Below are 17,085 nucleotides of genomic sequence, written 5' to 3'. Positions count from 1 at the left end.
CGGGCGCTGGCGGCATTTTTCATGCTGATCGACTTCTTCTATGCCCTGCGCGCGGCCAAGCTGCCGGTGTCGGTGCGCGAATTTCTCACGCTGCTCGAAGCCCTCGCCGCCGGCGTGGCCGGGCCGAACTCCAACGATGCCTGGAGCATGGAGGACTTCTACCACCTGGCCCGCACCGCCCTGGTCAAGGACGAAAAGCACTTCGACAAGTTCGACCGCGCCTTTGCCGCTTACTTCAAGGGCGTGGAACTGCTGACCGACATCACGAAAGAAATCCCGGCCGACTGGCTGCGCAAGATGCTCGAGCGCGAGCTCACGCCCGAGCAAAAGGCCGCCATTGAGAAGATGGGCTGGGACGAGCTGATGGAAACCCTCAAGAAGCGCCTGGAGGAGCAAAAGGAGCGCCACGAGGGCGGCAGCAAGTGGATCGGCACGGGCGGCACCAGCCCCTTCGGCCACGGTGGCTACAACCCGCAGGGCGTGCGCATTGGTGGCGCCGGACGCAACAAGAGCGCCGTGAAGGTGTGGGAGCAGCGCGCCTACCGCGACTACGACGACACCCAGGAGCTGGGCACGCGCAACATCAAGGTGGCGCTGCGCCGCCTGCGCAAGTTCGCCCGCACCGGCAGCGAGATGGAGCTGGACCTGCCGGACACCATCCGCTCCACCGCCGCCAACGCCGGCTGGCTGGACATCAAGATGGTGCCCGAGCGGCACAACAACGTGCGCCTGCTGCTGCTCATGGACGTGGGCGGCACCATGGACGAGCACGTGCAGCGGGTGGAAGAACTCTTTTCGGCCGTGAAATCCGAGTTCAAGCACCTGGAGTTCTATTACTTCCACAACTGCGTCTATGACTTCATGTGGAAGAACAACCGCCGCCGCTTTGCCGAGAAGTTTTCGACCTTGGACGTCATACGAAAGTACAACAAGGACTACAAGCTGGTGTTCGTGGGCGATGCGACCATGAGCCCCTACGAGATCGTGCAGCCCGGCGGCAGCGTGGAATACAACAACGAGGAAGCCGGCGCCGAGTGGCTGCAGCGCCTCACCCATGCCTTCCCGAAATACGCCTGGATCAACCCCGAGCCCCAGGGCGTGTGGCAGTACCGCCAGAGCATCGCCATCATTCAGCAGCTGATGGGTGGGCGCATGTTCCCCCTGTCGCTCAAAGGGCTGGAGGAGGCCATGCGCCTCTTGTCAAAATAGAACGCAGTGCCGACGAACCACCGCCCCTTGCCCCGCCTGCCCCGTTCCCTTCAGCGCGCGCCGGCCCGATGGTCGGCGCTGCTGTTGGTGCTGACCCTGTCCAGCGCCCTGCCCGGCTGCAGCCTGCTGCGCGGCGAGCGCGGCGAGCAGGCGCCCGACGAACGCCACGGCGCCATCGCCTCTGACGCGCCCGAGCGCAGCGGCCCCGACGCCTTTGCCCTGCAGGTGCAGGCGGACGACGACAAGGTGCGCGAATACCTGTCGCGCTACCTGCAGCTGCAGCGCTTTGCCCATCTGCCCGACCTGCAGGACACCGAGCTGCGCCGCCTGCTGGGCGCCGCCGAGGCCGACGTGCGCCAGCTGCTGGCCACGCTGGGCTACTTCAGCCCCGAGATCGCCATCGCCTTGCACGACAACCCCGCGCCCGGCGCCGGTGCGAGGCGCGACACGCCGCTGCGCACCATCACCGTCAGCGTCACGCCGGGCCAGCGCACGCACATTGCCAGCACGGCCATCGAAGTGGGCGGCAGCGACGCGCCGGATCGCCCTGACGCGCCGGACCTGGCGCGCCGCCAGGCGCGGCTGCAGCGCGGCTTTGGCCTGCAGCCGGGTGCGCCTTTCACCCAGCGCGACTGGGACGATGCCAAGTCGCAGGGCCTGCGCCAGCTGCAGTCGCGCCGCTACGCCCTGGCCCGCGTGGACAAAAGCCGCGCCGAGGTGGACGCCGACCGCGCCGAGGCAGCGCTGCAGGTGCACTACGCGCCGGGGCCGGACATCCGCTTCGGCGCGCTGCAGATCAAGGGCAGCGAGCGCTACGACCCCGAAGGCGCGCGGCGCATCGCCCGGCTGCCCACCGGCGCGCCCTACAGCGAGCAAAGCCTGCTGGACGCGCAGCAGCGCCTGGCCAGCAGCGGCTACTACGACGCGGTCTTCCTGGCGCTGGACACCGACGCCATCGACCCCGCAGCGCCCGCCGCCGCGGCGCCCGTGACGGCTCAGGTGCGCGAGGCGCCGCTGCAAAAGGCCGTCTTCGGCGTGGGCCTGTCCACCGACAGCGGCCCGCGCCTGTCGCTGGACCACACCCACAACCGGCTGCCCGGCATTGGCTGGCGGGCGCTGTCCAAGATCGAGCTGGACACCAAGCACAAGCTGTTGTCCACCGACTGGACGGCCCTGCCCGGCGACGACGGCTGGCGCTGGTTCAGCGGCCTGCAGCTGCAGCGCGAGACCACGGGCGACTACGAGGTCAACAGCAGCCGCCTGCGCGGCGGGCGCACCAAGAGCGCCGACCACATCGACCGCAGCTACTTCCTGCAGCTGGACACGGCCAAGAGCCAGGGCGAGGAAGCTCCGCCGTCCAGCAGCGCGCTCACCGTCAACTACGGCTGGACAGGGCGCTACTTCAACGACAACAGCAATCCCACGCGCGGCTGGGGCGTGGGCGCCGAGCTGGGCGTGGGCACCACGCTGCACCCGGTGCGCCGGCCGTTCACGCGCGCCTACGTGCGCTGGCAGGGCTTTCGCCCCATGGGCCGGGTGGACCTGGGCGAAGGCATCCGCCGCGAAAGCCGCCTGGCGCTGCGCGCCGAGGCCGGCGCCGTGCTGGCGCGCCAGGACGCGCCGATTCCCGTCACGCAGATGTTCCTGACCGGCGGCGACACCACCGTGCGCGGCTACGGCTGGCGGCGCATCGGCGCGCGCACCGAAAACGACACGCTCTACGGCGGCCGCTACCTGGCCGTGGGCAGCGTGGAGTGGCAGCGCCCCCTCACCGTGCGCGGCAACCGCTCGGATTTCGAGAGCGCCACCTTCATCGACGTGGGCGCGGTGGCCGACCGCCTGGGCGAGATGCGCGCCCGCGTGGGCGTGGGAGCCGGCCTGCGCTGGCGCAGCCCCGTGGGCCCGCTGCAGGCAGACTTGGCCTATGGCGTGCAAGACAAGCAGGTGCGCCTGCACCTGCGCCTGGGCTTCACGTTCTGAGGCTGCCGCTATGTTTTGCATAGCTGCTCGCGCTTGATACACGCCAAATTAACCCACTTTAAGCCCCAAAACCCGCACCCACCAAGCGCCAGCAGCTCCTGTTTTTAAGTCTCCATGCCCACGCACCCCCAGTCCTCCGACCCCTACGCCGCCGCCGTGGCCCCCCAGCCTGCGCCGCCGCGCAAGAGCCGCTGGCGCTGGGTGCGCCGGGCCCTGGCGCTGCTGGTGGTGCTGCTGCTGGCGCTGGCTGCGCTGGCGTGGTGGTGGTCGGGCCGCAGCACCTCGCTGGCCGCGGCGCTGTCGCGCGCCTCGTCCTACCTGCCCGCCGGCCAGCAGCTGCAGATGAAGGACGTGACCGGCTCGCTGCGCACCGGCGGCCACATCGGCTGGCTGCGCTGGCAAAGCGACACCCTGGCCGTGGAGGTGCAGGACGCCGACATCGGCTGGCAGCTCGCGCCGCTGCTGTCGCGCCAGCTCAAGCTGGGCGAGGTGCATGCGGCCAGCGTCATCCTCACCCAGCGCGGCGAGCCCCAGGAGAGCGACGGCCCGCCCGAGCCGCTGCAGCAGCTGGTGCTGCCGCTGCAGGTGGACGTACCCTTTCGCGTGGACCACCTGGTCTGGGCCGGCCGGGGCGAGCCGGCCCAACCGGTGGTGGTCGATGACCTGACGGGCCGCTACCGCTACGACGGCCAGCAGCACCAGCTGACCGTGGACCACGTCGCCGTCGCCCAGGGCCGCTACGCGCTGCAGGCCACGCTGGACGCGCACGCGCCCATGGCGCTGGAGGCCAGCGCCAGCGGCACCGTGCGCACCGCCGTGCCCGGCAGCGACGAAACCCTGCACGCCCAGGCCAGCGCCCGCATCAGCGGCACCCTGGCCGGACGCGAGGCGCTGCTGAACGCCACCGCCCAGCTGCGCGGCGGCCCGCAAGAGCCCGGCAGCGACGCGCCCCTGCACGCCGACGTGCAGGCCCGCATCGCCCCCTGGGCCGCCCAGCCCCTGCAGCAGGCCGACGCCGCGCTGCAGGCCGTGGACCTGGCGCTGCTGTGGCCGCAGGCGCCCATCACCCGCCTGGGCGGCAAGGCCAGCGTGCAGCCGCTGGAGGGCGGCGGCTGGCGCATCGGCGCCGACCTGGCCAACGACCAGCCTGGCCCCTGGGACACGCAGCACCTGCCCGTGCAGGCGCTGCAAGGCCAGGCCCTGTTCGACGGCAGCACCTGGACGGTGCCCGGCGCCGAGCTGCGCGCCGGGGGCGGCAGCATCAGTGCCCAGGGCAGCTTCACGCCGGGCAGCGGCGCCCTGCAGGGCCAGGCCCGCGTGCAAAGCGTGAACCCCGCCGAGCTGCACACCCGCTTCGCCCCGGCCCCGCTGTCGGGCAGCGCCAGCGCCAGCGGCAGCGCCCAGGGCGACGCGGCCGTGCGCTTTGCCGCGGACCTGCGCGCCAGCGCGCCGCGCGCGCTGCGCCGCGGGCCGGCCAAGGGCGCGCCGCCGGCCCTGCTGCTGCAACGCCTGTCCGCCCAGGGCACCTGGCAGGGCCACCTGCTGGAGCTGCCCGAGCTGCTGGTGCAGGCCCAGGGCGCGCAGCTGCGCGGCCAGCAGCTGCACATCGACACCCAGGCGCTGGCCGCGCGCGGGCGCCTGCAGGCCGAGCTGCCCGGCGCCACGGCGCGGGTAGACGGCCAGATGGCCCCGGCCAGCGGCAGCGGCACGCTGGCGCTGCGCGTGGCCGATGCCGCGCGTGCCCAGGCCTGGCTGGCCGGCCTGCCCGTGGACCTGGGCGGCTTCGCCCTGGACGGCAACGCCAGCCTGGATGCCCAGTGGCGCGGCGGCTGGCAGGCCGCGCAGCAGCAGCTGCAGGCCGCCGGCCTGCTGGCCGCGCCCCGGCAACCCGCCGAGCGGGCGGGCGACTTCACGCTGCAGGCGCAGCTGCAGGCGCCGCGCCTGCAGCTCACGCGCGCCGCGCAACCGGGCAGCGGCGGCGCCGGCGCGCTGGCCGTCGAGGTGCTGCGCACCAGCGCCGCGCTGCGCGGCAGCCTGCCCAGCCTGACCTTGGCGCTGGACGGCCAGGTGCGACAGGGCGCCGAGCAACAGGCCGAAGTGCACCTGCGCGCCAGTGGCGGCAGCCGCGGCGCCGGGCAGTGGCAGGCGCAGCTGGACGAGCTGCGCGTGCAGGCCAGCGCCAAGGGCCAGCCCGGCCCCTGGACGGTGCGCCTGGACGAGCCCGTCACCGTGGCCGTGCAGCAGTCCCCGCGCCTGGCCGTGCAGGCCGGGGCCGGCAGCGCCCGCCTGTCCGGCCAGCAGCCGGGCCAGGCCACGCTGCGCTGGCAGCCCCTGCGCTACGCCCAGGACGCCCAGGGCGGCCTGGAGCTGACCAGTCAGGGCGAGCTGCAGGGCGTGCCGCTGGCCTGGGCCGATGCCTTCAAGACCGATGGCCAGGGCGCCCTGGCGCGCCTGGGCCTGTCGGGCGACCTGACGCTGGCTGGCCGCTGGGACGTGGCCGCCACCCCCGCCGGACTGCGCGCCCAGGCCAGCGTGCGCCGCACGGGCGGCGAACTGCGCATCGCCACCGGCGAGGCCGAGGCCGCGCCGGCCGTCACCGTGGTGCGCAGCAGCGGCGAAGGCCAGGGCGAAGGCCGGCCGCAGACCAGCAGCAGCGGCACCACGGCCGCCGGCCTGCGCGAGCTGGCGCTGGAGCTGACCGCCGACGGCCAGGCGCTGCGCGCCCGCCTCGCCTGGGACAGCGAACGCGCCGGCCGCGTGCAGGCCGAGGGCAGCACGCAGCTGGCGCGCAGTGCCGAGGGCGGCTGGCTGTGGCCCGAGGACGCGCCGCTGGCCGCCACCGTGCGCGCCGAGCTGCCCGAGGTCGGCGTGTGGTCGCTGCTGGCCCCGCCGGGCTGGCGCGTGCATGGCACGCTGTCGGCCGACGCGCGCCTGTCGGGCAGCCGCGCCGCACCGCGCTGGAGCGGCCAGCTGGCCGCCGACCGCTTTGCCGTGCGCTCGCTGCTGGACGGCGTGGACCTGCAGGAGGGGCGCCTGCGCGCCACGCTGCAGGGCGAGCAGCTGGTTGTCACCGAGCTGCACCTCAAGGGCGGGCACGGCAGCCGCGCGCGCATCGCCGGCTTCAGCGGCAACCGCACGGCGGCCCCGGCCGACGGCGGCACCCTCAGCGGCAGCGGCACGCTGTCCTGGGCCGACATGGCCGCCGGCAAGCCCGGCGCCTCGGGCATCCGCATGGACCTGCGCGCCCAGGCCCGCGCGCTGCAGGTGCTGACCCGCGCCGACCGGCAGGCCAGCGTCTCGGGCGACGTGCGCGCGCAGCTGGCGGACGGCCAGCTCACGCTGCGCGGCAACCTGGTGGCCGACCGCGCCACCATCATCCTGCCCGAGGCGGGCGCGCCCACGCTGGGCGACGACGTGGTCGTGCGCTCGGCCGCGCTGGACCGCGCGGCCGCCGAAAAGGCGCAAAAGGCCGCCCGCGCCACCCAGGCCCGCGAGCAGGGCAGCGTGCAGGCCGCACGCACGCCCGACATCGCCCTCACCCTGGACCTGGGCGACGACTTCGCCCTGCAGGGCCACGGCATCACCACGCGGCTGACCGGGCGCCTGGACATCCGCGCCAGCGCCGCCACCGCCGGCGCGCCGCGCGTGACCGGCGAGGTGCGCACCGACCAGGGCCGCTACCGCGCCTGGGGCCAGGCGCTGGACGTGGAAAGCGGCCTGCTGCGTTTCAACGGCCCCTACGACAACCCGGCGCTGGACGTGCTGGCCCTGCGCCCCAACATCGCCGTACGCGCCGGCGTGCAGGTCACCGGCTCTGCCCGCGCGCCGCGCGTGCGGCTGTACTCCGAGCCCGAGCTGCCGGATGCGGAAAAGCTGTCCTGGGTGGTGCTGGGCCGCAGCGCCGCGGCCGGCGGGGCCGAGGCGGCGCTGTTGCAGCAGGCGGCGCTGGCTTTCCTCAGCGGCGGCGGCGACAAGAGCGGCGGCGGCATTGCCCAGCGCATCGGGCTGGACGAGATCGGCTTCAAGGGCCCCGGCCAGGGCGAGGCCGCCAGCAGCGCCGCGCTGACCTTCGGCAAGCGCCTGTCGCGCGACCTGTACGTGACCTACGAGCGCAGCCTGTCGGGCGTGCTGGGCACTTTGTTCATCTTCTACGACCTGTCCAAGCGCCTGACCCTGCGCGGCCAGACCGGCCAGCAAAGCGCGGTGGACCTGATCTACACGGTGCGCTACGACTGATGCGAAGCCAAAACGGCCTCCAGCGCTTGTCCATCCAGCGCTGGCAGCTATCAAAAGCGTAGCTACCGGCGGCAGCCGAGGCAGAGCCCAGAGCCTTTGCGCGCCGCTTACAATCGCCGGCTTTGCCGCTCTCCGTAGTTCAATGGATAGAACGGGCGCCTCCTAAGCGCCAGATACAGGTTCGATTCCTGTCGGAGGGACCAGGGATGCCCTGCCCCCGTCCCGCGAGCCCGCCGCCGAGCGGGCTTTTCCATTTCTGCCGCGCTGCTCCTACCGCCTCGTAGGAACGCTCCGGCACGGCTGCCATGTCCATCGGCCTTCAATGCAAGACCTGCAGGCACTTTCGCCTGCGGCAACTCAGGAGTCCACCATGACACAGAACCAGTCGAGCCAGAATCACAACCAAAGCCAGGCCAAGAGCCAGCAGCAGCAGCCCCAGCAGGCGGCCGGCCAGAACAGCCAGAGTGCCAGCCAGGGCCAGCAGGGCAACCAGGCCGTCAAGCAGTCCGCCCAGGACAGCAACAGCCAGCGCAGCCAGGGCCACAACCAGACCAAGTAATGAGCCGCCATCGCAACGAAGCCCGCTTGAAGCGGGCTTTTTTCATGGTGGCGGGGGCAGCGCGCCGATGGGGCGTTGAACGCGTCAGGCGGCCATGGGCCGCCGGCCCGTCACAGCATCTTGCCCCGCTGCTGCTCGGCACGCGAGGCGCCGATGGCCGTCTCCACCTGCTTGACCTCCTCAGGAGGCGGCAGCACCGCCGGCATGCCCAGGCTCTCGATCCACAGCTCGCGGCACCAGCCCGTGGAGTGGTAGAGGTGGTGGTCCTCGTCCTTTTCCACGGCTTCGTGCGCCGCCTTCAGGGCGCGGCCCACATCGCCGGTGGCCACCTCGGCCACCTTGCCCAGCAGCTCCCAGTTGGCGTGGTCCTTGGTTTCGGCATGCACCACGCATTCGCAGGCGACCAGCTGTGCGGCCGCCGGGTCGCCGCCCTGCACGGCCAGGGCGATGGCCTTGACCAGGGACTGGCCGATGTGCCGGACGACGGCGCGTGAGGGCGTTTCCTCATCGGGGTCGAGCCCCAGGGCTTCGCAGGTGCTGCGCACCACGTTCTGGTGCGTCAGCGTTTCTTGCAGGTATTCCTCGAACTCCTTGCGCAGGTCCTCGTTGATGGCGCATTCGATGGCGGCGCGATAGACCTGCTCGCCACCGAGCTCGGTTTCCATCATCTGCAGCAGCAGGTCCTTGAGCTGGGCTTGGTCATAGCGTGGTTTGGGCATGGTGACTCTTTCGTGGTTGCAGGGGACTGGACAGCCCGGCGGGCCGCAGCACACTCCATTGAAGCCGCATTGACCACGCCAGCGCTGTAGGCGCGCGCCTCCTACAGGTGCACAGAAAGTGCCGCGCTATGTTGCCTGCTCGCCTTTGGTGCCCTCTTCCTTCGGAGCCCTATCCATGTCCACGAGCCGCGCGCAGGCCCTTACCAGCGCCCCCTTGCCTTGCAGCGACGAAGTGCTGCTGCTGGTCGATGTCATCAACCCCATGAGCTTCCCCACGGCGGACGACCTGCTGCCCAGCGCCTGGGCGGCGGCGCAGCGGGTGGCGCGCCTGAAAAAGCGCCTGGCGGCGCGCGGCGTCACCGCCATCTATGCCAACGACAACTACGGCACCTGGCACAGCGAGTTTCGCGACATCCTGGGGGCCTGCCAGATGCTGCCGGGCCCGCGCGGCGACATTGCGCGGCTGCTCACTCCCACGCCCGACGACCTGGTGATCCTCAAGCCGCAGCACTCAGCGTTCCATTCCACGCCGCTGCGCCACCTGCTGACGCAGATGGGAACGAAGAAGCTGACCATCGTCGGCTGGGCCGCCGACATGTGCGTGATGCTCTCGGCCACCGACGCCTGCATGTACGGCTACGAGGTGTGGGTGCCGCAGGACTGCATCGCGGCCGAGACGGTCGAACGCTTCGACATGGCGGTCAAACAGCTGGGCGGTGCGTTCGACTGCTCGGTTCGCCCGGCCTTTCGGGCCGATCTGCGGGCCGGTGCGCCGCCGCAGCGGGTTTAGCGTGCGTCCTGCGTGGCGGGTGCGGCGCCGGCTGGGGCGCCCATGCCTTCGCGCCCTGCCGGGGTGGGGCTGTCGGGCGCTTCGGGCGTCACGCGCTGCACGGTGCCGTCGCCAGGGGCGGTGGTCGTGGGCTGCTGGTGCTGCTCTGCGGGGGCCTGGGCGGCGGGCGTGGGGGACTCGCCCGGCGCGCGCAGGCGGTCCCGCGGCGCCAGGAAGTTGAAGGCCAGCACCGCCACGATGGCGATGGCCAGCAGGATGCCGATGATGCGGCCGATGCGCCGCTCGTCGCGCAGCGTGGGCGACGGGGCGGCCGCATTCGGCGCGGGGGCGCCGCTGGCGGGGCGGGGGTCGTGGGTGGCGGGGTTCATGGCAACGGGCCTTTCTCGGTGGTGCGCAGGCCCTGAAGGTAGAAGTGCCCCGCGCCGCCCCCTGTAGGCCAGCGCGGACCGGGGGAGCCAGCCTACAACTGAAAGCCCAGGGCGCGCACCACGCCTTCGACCAGGTCGCGCGGCAGCGAGGGCGGGTGCGCCTGGTAGGGCTGCGCCTGGGTGATCAGCTGTGCGCACCAGTCGGACAGCCAGCGCAGCTCCTGCTCGCCGTAGAAGGCGGTCATGGCCTCGTAGTTCAGGAACAGGCTGCGCGCGTCCAGGTTGAGCGAGCCGGCCAGCGCCAGGTCGTCATCGATCAGCACCGCCTTGGCGTGCAGCATGGCCGGCGACAGCCACACGCGCGCACCGGCGGCCACCAGCTGGCGCAGCGCGCGCTCGCGCGCCACGTCGGCCAGGCCATGGTTGGAGCGCGCCGGCACCAGCAGGCTGACCTGTACGCCGCGCCGGCAGGCCAGGCACCAGGCGTCCAGCAGGCCGTCGTCGGGCACGAAGTAAGGCGTGACGGCGACGATGCGCCGCTGCGCGTGAAAGGCGCCGGCCATCAGCAGCGCGTGCACGGTGTCGTCGGCGTGGTCGGGGCCGCTGACGATCCACTGCGCCAGCGGGCCGTGCACCGGCCCGGGCAGTGCCGGCATGTGCGGCGCGCGGCGCATGCGCCTGAGCGTGCGGCCCTGGGCGATGCGCCAGTCGGTGCCGAACTGGATATGGGCATGCTGGGCCAGGGGGCCGCAGATCTCGAAGCTCAGGTCCACCCAGGCCGGGCGGCCGGGCCGGTCCAGGAAGTATTCGCACGCCAGGTTGCGCCCGCCGCTCCACAGCCGCTGGCCGTCGGCCACGACCAGCTTGCGGTGGTTGCGCAGGTTGGTGTGCCCGCGCAGCGGGTTGTGCAGCAGCGGCATGAAGCGGCGCACCTGTACGCCGCTGCGCGCCAGCGCGCGCAGCATGCCCGGCGGCGTCTGCAGGCTGCCCACGGCATCCACCAGCAGGCGGACGGCCACGCCGCGCTCCACGGCCTGCAGCAGGGCGCGCGAGACCTGGGCGCCGATCTCGTCGTGCGCAAAGACGTAGGTGCACACGTCCAGCTGCTGACGCGCGCAGGCGATGGTCTCCAGCAGCCCGGCCAGCGCCGCGGCGCCGTGCGGGTGCAGGGTGATGTGCCGGTTGCGCACGGCCGGGGCCACCTCCATGCCGGCCAGCAGCTGCGCGGCCCAGGCCGGGCCCTCGCCCATGGGCGGCGGCCCCTGCCAGTGGTGGCGCCGCGCCGGGCGGGCGAACTTGCGCACGCCGAACAACAAAAACAGCGGCAGCGTCAGGTAGGGCAGCGTGACCATGCCCAGCACCCAGCCCAGCGCCGCAGACGGATGGCGGCGCTGTTGGTTGATGCGCGTGCCCAGCACGTAGATCAACAGGCCCAGCACCACCACGATGGTGTGGCCCAGGCCGGACAGCAAGGCGATGCGGATCACGCCGCTGCTCCAGGCAGCAGCCAGCCGCAGGCCGGGAGGCGAAAGGACAAGGGCAACACCATGGCCGCACAGCATAGCGGGCTGCGGTGCGGGCGGGCAGAGGCGGGAGTTCCCGCCGCTTTTGCTACATAAATAAGAGCTGCCGGCGTTTGCTGCTATTAGGCTGGAGGCGTTTTTGGCTTGAACCTCCGGGCAAGGCTTCGCCGCTGCAATTGACGCACATCAAGAAATTTCGGCTTTAAAGTGCATTTAAAGTGAATCTTTAAATATCATAGCAACCGTCTCCACCGATGCATCCGCAGCCGGCCAGAGGGGACACCGAAAGCTCATCTTCACAAGGAAGACTGTCATGCAAGCCCCCCGTTCGTTCCCCCGTCAGCCCCTGGCCTTTGCCGCCGCCGCCCTGTGCGCCGGCACGCTGGCCTTCGCAGCGCTGGCCGGGCAGCACGCCAGCCAGGGGCATCCCGCCCCTGCCGCCGTCAGCGCGCCCGTTGCCGCTGCTTCTGCCGACGCCGCCGTCCGCCGCTTTGTGCTGGAGACCGGCATCGTGGACGGCAAGATGGTCTTCGTCGATGACCACGGCGTGGCCAACCCGGTGCTGCGCGCCGCCGTCGGCGACACGGTGGAGATCGTCCTGAAGAGCGGCGAAGGCGCCCAGCACGACCTGGCCATTGCCGAGCTGGGCGTGCAGTCGCCCAAGTTCGACGCCAGCACCGGCACCGTCACGGTGCGCTTCACCGTCACGCAGGCCGGCACCTTCACCTACTACTGCACCATCCCCGGCCACCGCCAGATCGGCATGGAAGGCACCTTCGAGGCCGTGCCCGGCAAGAACGGCAGCGCGGCGCCCACGGCCGCCAAGGTCTCGCCCCTGAGCGGCGCGCAGCTGTACACCGCGCCGGCCTCGCGCCCGGCCGACGCCGCGGCCATCAGCATCGCCATGGACCCGAGCGCCGTGCCCCCGCCCATCGGCAACCGCGCGCCGCAGCTGCTGAAATACCGCATGGAGACGGTGGAGCTGAACGGCAAGATGGACGACGGCACCAGCTTCACCTACTGGACGTTCGACCGCAAGGTGCCCGGCCCCATGCTGCGCGCCCGCGTCGGCGACAGCGTCGAGCTGACCCTGGCCAACGCCCGCGACAGCAAGATGATCCACTCCATCGACCTGCACTCGGTCACCGGCGGGCATGGCGGCGGCGAGCACACCCAGGTCGCGCCGGGCCAGGAAAAGACCATCACCTTCAAGGCCCTCAAGCCTGGCCTGTACGTGTACCACTGCGCCACGCCGCTGGTGCCCCAGCACATTGCGGCCGGCATGTACGGCCTGATCCTGATCGAGCCCGAGGAAGGCCTGGCCAAGGTGGACCGCGAGTACTACGTGATGCAGGGCGACATGTACACCACCCGCCCGCACGGCGCCAAGACGCACCAGGAGGCCGACCTGGACAAGATGGCCGCCGAGCTGCCGGACTACTACGTCTTCAACGGCGCCGTGGGCTCGCTGACCAAGGAGCACAAGCTCACCGCCAAGGTCGGCGAGACGGTGCGCGTCTACTTCGGCGTGGGCGGGCCCAACAAGATCTCGTCCTTTCACGTGATCGGCGAGATCTTCGACAAGGTCTATAGCGAAGGCTCGATCAGCTCGATCAAGAAGGACGTGCAGACCACCCTGGTGGCCCCGGGCGGCGCGACCATCGTCGAGTTCAAGGTGGACTACCCCGGCCAGTACACCCTGGTGGACCACGCCCTGTCGCGCGCCGGCAAGGGGGCGGTGGGCATCCTGGAGGTGACGGGCGAGAAAGACGCGAGCGTCTACAAGGTGGGCGGCGCCGGGCGCTGACGGCCTGGAGCTGCCGGGCCGGAGCCTGCCCTCCTTTTGAATGGAATCAGGCCCCAGCCCGCACCAACCAAGCGCTGGCAGCTATCAAAAGATGAGTCACGGCGGCGACCCTTGCGGGTCGCCGCTCCTTTTTTGCCGGGCCGTCAGGCGCGCGGCAGCGCCAGTTGCACGCGCAGGCCGCCCAGGCGCGGGGCGTCCAGCAGGGCCAGCTGGGCGCCGTGCATCTGCGCGATGGTCTGGGCGATCGACAGGCCCAGGCCGCTGCCGGCCGCGGCCGCGCCCTCGGCCGCCTGCGCGCGGTGGAAGCGCCGCAGCACGCGCTCGCGCTCAGAAAGTGCGATGCCGGGGCCGCTGTCATCCACGGTGAGCACCAGCGCATCGGCCTGCACTTGCAATGCCACGTCCACCATGCCGCCCTCGGGCGTGTACTTGATGGCGTTGTCCAGCAGGTTGCGCAGCAGGATGGCCAGCGCCTCGCCCTGCCCGCGCACGCTGGCGGCGGCCGCGTCGCCTGCCAAGGGCGCCAGCCCCAGGTCGATGCCGCGCGCGTGCGCGACCGGCGCCGCGTCCATCACGGCGCGCTGCACCAGCTCGGCCAGCACCAGGGGCTGCAGCGCGGCGCCGCTGGCCTGCGCCTCCTGGCGCGCCAGCGCCAGCAGCTGCTCGACCAGCCGCGTGGCGCGGTCGATGCCGGCTGACAGGCGCTCTGCGGCGCGCGTGCGCGTGGCCTCGTCGACCGCGCGCGCCAGGGCCTGGGCCTGCAATTTCAAGGCCGCCAGGGGCGAGCGCAGCTCGTGCGCCGCATCCGCCACGAAGTGCTGCTGCGCCTCGAACGCCTGCTGCATGCGCGCCAGCAGCAGGTTCAGCTCATCGACCAGCGGCCGCACCTCGGCGGGCAGGCCGGCGGCATCGACAGGCGACAGGTCGTCGGCGCGGCGGCGCGCCACCTGGCGGCGCACGCGCTCCACGGGCGCGAGCGAGCCGCTCACCGCCCACCAGGCGGCCAGGGCCAGCAGCGGCGCCATCAGCGCGATGGGCCAGGCCGTGCCCAGGGCCAGCTGGCGGGCCAGCGAGCGGCGCACGGCCATGTCCTGCGCCACCTGGATGACCTGCAGCGGCGTGGCCACCGACAGCACGCGGTAGGTGGTGCCGCCCGCCTCCACGTTGGAGAAACCCAGCACGGCGCGCTGCGGCAGCCCCAGGCTGACGTTGGACTCGAAGATGCGCAGGCCATCGGCCGTCCAGACCTGCACCACGAACTCCGAACTTTCCTGCCCCGGCACCAGCGGGACGCTGTACTCGCGCAAGCCCCACGCCGGCAGGCCCGGGCGCAGCGCCTGCGCGGTCTGCTGCATCTGGTGGTCGAACAGCGCATCGGCCTCGGCCAACGCCGCGCGCCAGGCGAGCGCCGCCTGCGCCAGCACGCCGAGCGCGATGGCGACGAGCAGCGTCAGCAGCAGCCGTGCGCGCAGCGAGTGCGGGGCCTGGCCCCTCATGGCGCCGGCTCCGCGCGCGGCAGCATGTAGCCCACGCCGCGCACGGTGACGATCAGGCCCGCGCCCAGCTTCTTGCGCAGGCCATGGACGTACACCTCGACGGCGTTGCTGCTGATCTCCTCGCCCCAGCCGTAGAGCTTGTCTTCGAGCTGCGCGCGCGACAGCACAGCGCCGGGGCGTGCCAACAGCGGCTCCAGCACCGCCCATTCGCGTGCCGACAAGGTGACGGGCTGGCCATCGACGCTGGCCTCGCGCGTGGCGGGCTGGATGCGCACACCGCCGCTCTCATAAGTCTCGTCGCTGCGCCCGCCCGCGCGCCGCGCCAGCGCCCGGATGCGCGCCAGCAGTTCGTCCATGTCATAAGGCTTGAGCAAATAGTCGTCGGCGCCCGCATCCAGCCCCTGCACGCGCTGGGCCACGGCGTCGCGCGCGGTGGTGATGAGCACCGGCGTGCGGTCGCGCCGCGCACGCAGCTCGCGCAGCACGTCCAGGCCGTCTCGCCCGGGCAGCCCCAGGTCCAGCAGCACCAGATCGTAGCGCTGCGCGGCCAGCGCGGCGCCCGCCTCGGTGCCGCTGCGCGCCCAGTCCACGGCATGGTGTTCGGCGCGCAGCAGCTCCTGCACAGCTTCGCCGATCATGGTGTCGTCTTCAACCAGCAGCAGGCGCATGGAAGGCTCTCCGGGCAGGCGGTGGCGGGCATGGGCGCGAGCATAGCGACGCACCCGGCAGGCAGCCCCGCCGGCCGGGTGTTTGCTACGCTTTTGCTAGCTGCTCGCGCTTTCGCCATAACGGTTTGAGGCTAAAAACACCTCAACCCAGTCGCACCGGCACGAAGATGCGGTTGCCATCGCGCAGCACCAGCAGCGCCACCGACTTGCCGGCTTTGGCCACCACGCCGCGCACCTGGCCGATGTCGCGTGCCGGCGTGCCGTTGATGGCCAGCAGCACGTCACCCTCCTGCACACCGGCGCGGGCGGCGGCGCCGCTGGCCTGCTCGATCAGCAGGCCGCCTTCCACGCCGGCCTCGCGCTGTTCGCCCTTCTCCAGGGGCCGCAGCGCCAGGCCCAGACGGCCCTGGGATGTGCCCTCGGTGGCACCGGCATCGGCCACGGCCTTTTTGTCGGCCGCGTCGCCCAGCGTGGCGCTGAGGGTCTCGCTGGCGCCCTTGCGCCAGACCTCCAGCTGCACCTTGGCGCCGGGGGTGGCCTGGCTGATGAAAGCCGGCAGGTCGCCCGAGCCGACGATGGGCTGACCATCCACGCTGCGGATCACGTCGCCCGACTGCAGGCCCGCCTGGTCGGCCGGGCCGCCCTTTTGCACGTCGGCCACCAGCGCGCCCTGCGGCTTGTCTAGGCCGAAGGAATCGGCCAGGGTCTGGTTCACCTCCTGCACCGTCACGCCCAGGCGCGCGTGGCTGACTTTGCCGGTCTTCTGGATCTGCTGGCTCACGCGCTCGGCCACCTCGATGGGGATGGCGAACGACACGCCCTGGTAGCCGCCCGAGCGGCTATAGATCTGCGAGTTGATGCCCACCACCTCGCCGCGCGCGTTGAACAGCGGCCCGCCGGAGTTGCCGGGGTTCACCGCCACGTCGGTCTGGATGAAGGGCACGGCGCTGTCATCGGGCAGCGCCCGGCCCTTGGCGCTGACCACGCCGGCCGTCACGCTGTTCTCGAACCCGAAGGGCGAGCCGATGGCCAGCACCCATTCGCCCACGGCCAGCGCCTTCGTGTTGCCCAGGCGCACGGTGGGCAGGTTGTGCGCGTCGATTTTCAGCACCGCCACGTCGGTCTTGGGGTCGGCGCCCAGCACCTTGGCGCGGAACTCGCGCCGGTCAGTCAGCTTGACGGTGACTTCATCGGCGCCCTTGACCACGTGGGCATTGGTTAGCACCACGCCATCGGGGCTGACGATGAAGCCCGAACCCTGGCCGCGCACCGGCACGTTCTGCGGCATGCGGCCGGGGCCCTGCGGGGCCATGCCGAAGCGGCGGAAGAAGTCCTGCATGGGGTCTTGCGCGCCGCCCTCCTCGCCGTCATCGCCTTCAGCCATGGCCGTGCGGCGCATGCCGCTGACGCTGATGTTGACCACGGCCGGGCCGTTCTCGGCGGTGATCTGGGCGAAGCTGGGCAAGGCGGTGCCGGGCACTGTTGCCGCAGCCGTGGTCGAAGCCGAAGTCGCGGCAACGGGTGCGGCCACCGCATGGGCTTGGCGCTGCGTGACCAGGCCGGCCCCCGTGGCGCCCAGCGCCCCGGCGGCCACCAGGGCCAGGATGAGCCTGCGGGGGGTGGAGAGGATGGTGTTCATGGTCTGCCTTTCATGGGTTGCACCGCTGGACTTGTCGCGGCCATGGCAGGCAGTGTGCGCTGGGGCGCTTAAGCGAAGCTTAGGGCAGATC

At 71.8% G+C, this 17,085-nt stretch carries 12 protein-coding genes and 1 tRNA gene; 7 read left to right on the top strand and 6 right to left on the bottom strand.

Translation table 11 applies throughout. The annotated features are described in order from the left end of the window. Positions 1-21: 21 nt before the first annotated feature. From C7H73_RS04675 to C7H73_RS04655, 5 genes are all read left to right on the top strand, one after another. A complete protein-coding gene (locus C7H73_RS04675; RefSeq protein WP_106845575.1) occupies positions 22-1,209 on the top strand; it encodes a vWA domain-containing protein in 1,188 nt (395 codons plus the stop codon). A gap of 36 nt (positions 1,210-1,245) precedes the next feature. Continuing rightward, a complete protein-coding gene (locus tag C7H73_RS04670; protein WP_106847540.1) occupies positions 1,246-3,189 on the top strand; it encodes an autotransporter assembly complex protein TamA in 1,944 nt (647 codons plus the stop codon). A 114-nt stretch (positions 3,190-3,303) separates the two neighbouring features. After that, on the top strand, positions 3,304-7,425 hold the full coding sequence (locus tag C7H73_RS04665) for a translocation/assembly module TamB domain-containing protein (RefSeq protein ID WP_106845574.1): 4,122 nt from the start codon (positions 3,304-3,306) through the stop codon (positions 7,423-7,425). A gap of 128 nt (positions 7,426-7,553) precedes the next feature. Next, a tRNA-Arg gene (locus C7H73_RS04660) sits at positions 7,554-7,628 on the top strand. A gap of 167 nt (positions 7,629-7,795) precedes the next feature. Continuing rightward, on the top strand, positions 7,796-7,984 hold the full coding sequence (locus C7H73_RS04655) for a hypothetical protein (RefSeq protein WP_106845573.1): 189 nt from the start codon (positions 7,796-7,798) through the stop codon (positions 7,982-7,984). Between the two features lie 110 nt (positions 7,985-8,094). On the opposite strand, the gene C7H73_RS04650 is transcribed toward C7H73_RS04655, so the two are convergent. After that, positions 8,095-8,703: a hypothetical protein gene (locus C7H73_RS04650; protein WP_106845572.1), complete on the bottom strand. Its 609-nt coding sequence runs from the start codon at positions 8,701-8,703 to the stop codon at positions 8,095-8,097. Positions 8,704-8,878: 175 nt separating this feature from the next. On the opposite strand from C7H73_RS04650, the gene C7H73_RS04645 reads away from it, so the two are divergent. After that, positions 8,879-9,493 carry a cysteine hydrolase family protein gene (locus tag C7H73_RS04645; RefSeq protein ID WP_106845571.1) on the top strand — a complete coding sequence of 205 codons (615 nt, stop codon included), beginning with the start codon at positions 8,879-8,881 and terminating at the stop codon, positions 9,491-9,493. Here the strand turns inward: C7H73_RS04645 and C7H73_RS04640 are convergent. Beyond that, the gene (locus tag C7H73_RS04640) at positions 9,490-9,861 is read right to left on the bottom strand and encodes a hypothetical protein (RefSeq protein ID WP_106845570.1); all 372 of its coding nucleotides are present in this window, start codon (positions 9,859-9,861) and stop codon (positions 9,490-9,492) included. The two genes, C7H73_RS04645 and C7H73_RS04640, sit on opposite strands and share 4 nt — an antisense overlap. 92 nt (positions 9,862-9,953) lie before the next feature. Continuing rightward, on the bottom strand, positions 9,954-11,348 hold the full coding sequence (locus C7H73_RS04635) for a phospholipase D-like domain-containing protein (RefSeq protein WP_106845569.1): 1,395 nt from the start codon (positions 11,346-11,348) through the stop codon (positions 9,954-9,956). A gap of 349 nt (positions 11,349-11,697) precedes the next feature. On the opposite strand from C7H73_RS04635, the gene nirK reads away from it, so the two are divergent. Further along, positions 11,698-13,191: a copper-containing nitrite reductase gene (gene nirK / locus C7H73_RS04630; protein WP_106845568.1), complete on the top strand. Its 1,494-nt coding sequence runs from the start codon at positions 11,698-11,700 to the stop codon at positions 13,189-13,191. A gap of 143 nt (positions 13,192-13,334) precedes the next feature. Here the strand turns inward: nirK and C7H73_RS04625 are convergent, their stop codons facing one another. The 3 genes from C7H73_RS04625 to C7H73_RS04615 form a co-directional block, all read right to left on the bottom strand. Next, a complete protein-coding gene (locus tag C7H73_RS04625; RefSeq protein ID WP_106845567.1) occupies positions 13,335-14,687 on the bottom strand; it encodes an ATP-binding protein in 1,353 nt (450 codons plus the stop codon). Next, a complete protein-coding gene (locus C7H73_RS04620) occupies positions 14,684-15,355 on the bottom strand; it encodes a response regulator transcription factor (protein WP_106845566.1) in 672 nt (223 codons plus the stop codon). The genes C7H73_RS04625 and C7H73_RS04620 overlap by 4 nt, the downstream gene beginning before the upstream one ends. A 142-nt stretch (positions 15,356-15,497) precedes the next feature. Further along, complete coding sequence (locus C7H73_RS04615; protein ID WP_106845565.1) at positions 15,498-16,994, bottom strand: Do family serine endopeptidase; 1,497 nt, start codon at positions 16,992-16,994, stop codon at positions 15,498-15,500. Positions 16,995-17,085: the final 91 nt, after the last annotated feature.

Origin of the sequence: Pulveribacter suum, from assembly GCF_003013695.1 — a bacterium.
Taxonomy (GTDB): Bacteria; Pseudomonadota; Gammaproteobacteria; order Burkholderiales; family Burkholderiaceae_C; genus Melaminivora; species Melaminivora suum.
Note: the sequence above shows the minus strand (reverse complement) of the source record. Positions and strands in the feature narration are given on the sequence as shown.

What these genes read in the sequence shown, in the direction of transcription:
- C7H73_RS04675 (WP_106845575.1), top strand. Translation starts at nt 22, where the DNA reads ATGCTGATCGACTTCTTCTATGCCCTGCGCGCGGCCAAGCTGCCGGTG.
- C7H73_RS04665 (WP_106845574.1), top strand. Translation starts at nt 3,304, where the DNA reads ATGCCCACGCACCCCCAGTCCTCCGACCCCTACGCCGCCGCCGTGGCC.
- C7H73_RS04655 (WP_106845573.1), top strand. Translation starts at nt 7,796, where the DNA reads ATGACACAGAACCAGTCGAGCCAGAATCACAACCAAAGCCAGGCCAAG.
- C7H73_RS04650 (WP_106845572.1), bottom strand. Translation starts at nt 8,703, where the DNA reads ATGCCCAAACCACGCTATGACCAAGCCCAGCTCAAGGACCTGCTGCTG.
- C7H73_RS04645 (WP_106845571.1), top strand. Translation starts at nt 8,879, where the DNA reads ATGTCCACGAGCCGCGCGCAGGCCCTTACCAGCGCCCCCTTGCCTTGC.
- C7H73_RS04640 (WP_106845570.1), bottom strand. Translation starts at nt 9,861, where the DNA reads ATGAACCCCGCCACCCACGACCCCCGCCCCGCCAGCGGCGCCCCCGCG.
- nirK (WP_106845568.1), top strand. Translation starts at nt 11,698, where the DNA reads ATGCAAGCCCCCCGTTCGTTCCCCCGTCAGCCCCTGGCCTTTGCCGCC.
- C7H73_RS04625 (WP_106845567.1), bottom strand. Translation starts at nt 14,687, where the DNA reads ATGAGGGGCCAGGCCCCGCACTCGCTGCGCGCACGGCTGCTGCTGACG.
- C7H73_RS04620 (WP_106845566.1), bottom strand. Translation starts at nt 15,355, where the DNA reads ATGCGCCTGCTGCTGGTTGAAGACGACACCATGATCGGCGAAGCTGTG.
- C7H73_RS04615 (WP_106845565.1), bottom strand. Translation starts at nt 16,994, where the DNA reads ATGAACACCATCCTCTCCACCCCCCGCAGGCTCATCCTGGCCCTGGTG.